This window comes from Actibacterium sp. (genome assembly GCF_041584535.1).
GTDB lineage: Bacteria > Pseudomonadota > Alphaproteobacteria > Rhodobacterales > Rhodobacteraceae > Actibacterium_D.
Genome location: NZ_JBFHDW010000300.1, coordinates 1 through 3,045, shown reverse-complemented (window position 1 = coordinate 3,045; position 3,045 = coordinate 1). Strand labels below are relative to the sequence as shown.

At 62.1% G+C, this 3,045-nt stretch carries 4 protein-coding genes and 2 pseudogenes; 1 reads left to right on the top strand and 5 read right to left on the bottom strand.

Annotated features, from left to right (window positions below; genetic code table 11):
* Nucleotides 1-95: 95 nt before the first annotated feature.
* Both ABYW26_RS12650 and ABYW26_RS12645 read right to left on the bottom strand, forming a co-directional pair.
* Nucleotides 96-503, bottom strand: a pseudogene (locus ABYW26_RS12650) (glyceraldehyde 3-phosphate dehydrogenase NAD-binding domain-containing protein); the annotation flags it as partial.
* Nucleotides 500-1,345, bottom strand: coding sequence for a helix-turn-helix domain-containing protein (locus ABYW26_RS12645; RefSeq protein ID WP_372605261.1), 846 nt, complete (start codon nucleotides 1,343-1,345; stop codon nucleotides 500-502). The pseudogene ABYW26_RS12650 and the gene ABYW26_RS12645, both read right to left, overlap by 4 nt.
* A gap of 9 nt (nucleotides 1,346-1,354) precedes the next feature.
* Here ABYW26_RS12645 and ABYW26_RS12640 point away from each other — a divergent pair, with 9 nt between their 5' ends.
* On the top strand, nucleotides 1,355-1,549 hold the full coding sequence (locus ABYW26_RS12640) for an integrase core domain-containing protein (RefSeq protein WP_372605262.1): 195 nt from the start codon (nucleotides 1,355-1,357) through the stop codon (nucleotides 1,547-1,549).
* 7 nt (nucleotides 1,550-1,556) lie between these two features.
* Here ABYW26_RS12640 and ABYW26_RS12635 read toward each other — a convergent pair.
* The 3 genes and pseudogenes from ABYW26_RS12635 to ABYW26_RS12625 form a co-directional block, all read right to left on the bottom strand.
* A pseudogene (locus ABYW26_RS12635) lies at nucleotides 1,557-1,727 on the bottom strand (IS6 family transposase); the annotation flags it as partial.
* Between the two features lie 79 nt (nucleotides 1,728-1,806).
* Nucleotides 1,807-2,460, bottom strand: a complete 654-nt coding sequence (locus ABYW26_RS12630) for a lactate utilization protein C (RefSeq protein ID WP_372605260.1) — start codon at nucleotides 2,458-2,460, stop codon at nucleotides 1,807-1,809.
* Nucleotides 2,457-3,045 (bottom strand): 4Fe-4S dicluster domain-containing protein (locus ABYW26_RS12625; protein WP_372605259.1); only part of this gene is annotated, 589 nt, incomplete at its 5' end. The genes ABYW26_RS12630 and ABYW26_RS12625, both read right to left, overlap by 4 nt.

Genomic DNA, 3,045 nt, shown 5'->3' with positions numbered 1-3,045 from the left:
CTCTGCGGTTAGTTCTTCTGCACACATTTCGCGAGGAGGCGCTGCATCGTCGGTCCGTTCCGTGTCAGCTACCTCTTGTTCCCGGAAATTGGTGAAGTACCAAAAACAAGTGCGCTCAGTGTGTCGCTCACAGCGGAGTCCTTCACGGGGGCAGAGACCACCACTTTCTTCACCCCCGCCTCGAAGTAAGGCGCGAGCTTCGCCTCGGTCTTGAAGACGCCGGTGCAGTCGATCACCACGTCCACACCGTCAAGAGGAAGCCCCGAAAGATCCCGCGTGCCGATGAACGGAATCCGCGTGCCGTCGATCGTCACGCTGTCCGCATCATGGGTAAACGCCGCGTTCCATCGCCCATGCACCGTATCGAACTCCAGCAGATGCGCTTGCATGGCCGCATCGCCGACCGCATCATTGATCCAGGCAATCTTGGCGCCGCGTTCAAGAAGCGGCTTCAAGGCAAGTTTACCCATTCGGCCAAGGCCGTTGATTGCGTAGATGGTCATGGAAGATCCTCATAGGTTTGTTGGCCGATGTCATCGATCTTGGACTGCAGAGCCAGACGGCTCAGGGAATCGAGGTTGAGCGCGGTGAAAAGGTCGATCCGATGTTTCAGCGCGCCATATGCCTCCTGAAAGGCCAGCGCCTTCAGAGCGTCATTCCCGTCCACCTTGACAGGATCAGCAAGACCCCAGTGCCCCGTCACGGGCTGGCCTTCCCAGGCCGGGCACTCTTCGTTGGCCGCCTGGTTGCAGACAGTGAAGACAAAGTCGAACTTCGGGGCGTTCGGGCCGGAAAACTCCGAAATGTCCTTTGCCCGCAGCGCCGAGATGTCGTGGCCCTTTTCCCTAAGAACAGCGACGGCAAAAGGATTGAGCAAAGAGCCAGGCCGCGTGCCGGCCGAGAAGGCGTTGAACCTGTCTCCCGCCTGTTTTCGAAGCAGGCTCTCTGCGAAAATCGAGCGGGCGGAATTGCCCGAACAGATGAACAGGACGTTGTATTTGCGATCCGTCATGGCAGGAGTTCCCGTTTGGGGTGTCAGGGTAAGAGGGGCGCAGAGATCCGGGCGCCCCCGGCAGCAGTCAAGGACCAGGTAATCGAGCGTTTGCCTCACCTGCTCCATGTCGAGGGAATACCGAAGCGATGTCCCTTCCCGCGCCTGAGTCACCAACCCCACCTGCAGCAATGCCGAGAGATAGGCAGACAGCGTCGATGCCTTGAGGCCGAGCGCATCGGCCAATTCTCCGGCGGGAACCTCGTCGGGATATCGCCGCATCAATAGCCGGAAGAGGGCCAGCCGCTGGGGATGACCGAGTGTAGACAGACGAGAAGGGATCATTGTTTCCATATTTCATGAATATCTGAAATAGTAATGCAAGCAAGGATCAATCAGCGCTGTCGCAAAAACTTCACATGCCGCTTCGAGCCTGCGGATGCCCGCGAAAAGCTGGAGGATTGGCGCAGACACTACAACAAGGACAGACCCCACAGTGCAATCGGATATAAGGTGCTGTCAGACAAAGTCGAACCAGTCTCTACTTGGGCAAGATAGCTGCCCTTTATGCCGCGCAGAGACGGCGCCACTCGGCGAGAGCGGCGGCTCGGTTCAGCTTGAAATTTGGTCTGGAACAGAGGCGGCGCTCCGAGTTGAAGTGGTTGGTGACCGAGGCATGGACTGCGGCGAACATCTGCAAACCTCGCATCATCTGAAAGCGCGGTATTGCCCGCTCCGGTTGGAGTATCCCCCTGAAAGTGGACCACCCGCGCCCGGTTACAACCCAAGTTTCCCGATATCGCCCGAGACCCGACTCAGCCGACCAGGATGATCCGCATGTGGCGCGGGCCATGGGCGCCACGCACGTTCTTGGCTTCGATATCCGCTGTGCCGCTGGTACCGGTGACCAGCGTCAACAAACGTGATTGCGGCGCCCCGACACCACCAAGCCGCGGCCAGACGTCCTCGGGATAGGCAAGTATGCGGTTGGTTTCCAGCACCACCAGGTGATGCAACGGCAGGAAGTTCAGCAGCACCGGCGCATCGGGACCGGAATGGAAGACGACTGAGCCGGTCTCTGCCACCCCATAGTCGGCCAGCGTCACTGCGAGGCCGCCGTCGGTACCGGGCGTGTCGGCGAGCTCCAACCCGGCCCAGTCGAGGCCACGCAGCCGGTCGGTCGGCTGCACCGCCGCCTGTGCCGGCAACCCGGCTTCACCAACATAGTCCAGAACCGCGGCCGGCACCCCGGCGAAACTGTCGACCCGTGCAATGGTGGCGGTGACCCGTTCGGAAGTCGCCTTGGCGATGAACCGGGAAATCAGATCGACGCCGCCGAAGTCCGGCCTGACACGGTCCGGGTCGGCAACCAGCGCCGCGGCCTGGGCGGCGATGGTTTCGGCGGTGGTGTCGCGCGGGCCGAGGGCGGCTCGGATCGCGCCGAGAATATTCTGTCGCGCGTTGGTCATCGCTTTGTTCTCCTGGCACGATATTGCTGCATGAAGGTTCCACCCGTCGGCGCCGGCAGATCGCGCGCGCGCAGCCAGCCGCCAGCCCCGGGCATCCAGCGGATACGCCCGCACCCTCGTGACCACAGTCGCAACGCCAGCACTCCTGCCGCAGCCGCCCGCCGATACAGCCAGGGCCGCCGCGCCAGCAGCGCCCAGCCCCACAGCGCCCAGCCCGCGACCCCGGTCAGAAGCCCGGCTTCGAACTGCCGCGCCCGAAGCGAGCGCAGCATGTCTGGCAGCGGAATGTTCACCGGGCAGACTTCCTTGCAGCGGCCATTCAGTGTGCAGGCGTTGGGCAGATCCTTTGCCGCCTTCAGCGACGACAACGCCGGGGTCAGCACCGAGCCCATCGGCCCCGGATAGACCGCACCATAGGCGTGGCCGCCGACCGCCGCATAGACCGGGCAATGGTTCATGCAGGCGCCACAACGGATGCACCGCAGCATCGGCCTGAGAAAACCGCCCAACATTTCGGTGCGATGGTTGTCGACCAAAACAATGTGGAAGTCTTGCGGTCCATCGACGTCTTCGGCGCGTTTCGGG

Excerpts from the sequence above, each read along its gene's own strand:
- ABYW26_RS12630 (WP_372605260.1), bottom strand. The coding sequence starts at position 2,460 with ATGACCAACGCGCGACAGAATATTCTCGGCGCGATCCGAGCCGCCCTC.
- ABYW26_RS12645 (WP_372605261.1), bottom strand. The coding sequence starts at position 1,345 with ATGGAAACAATGATCCCTTCTCGTCTGTCTACACTCGGTCATCCCCAG.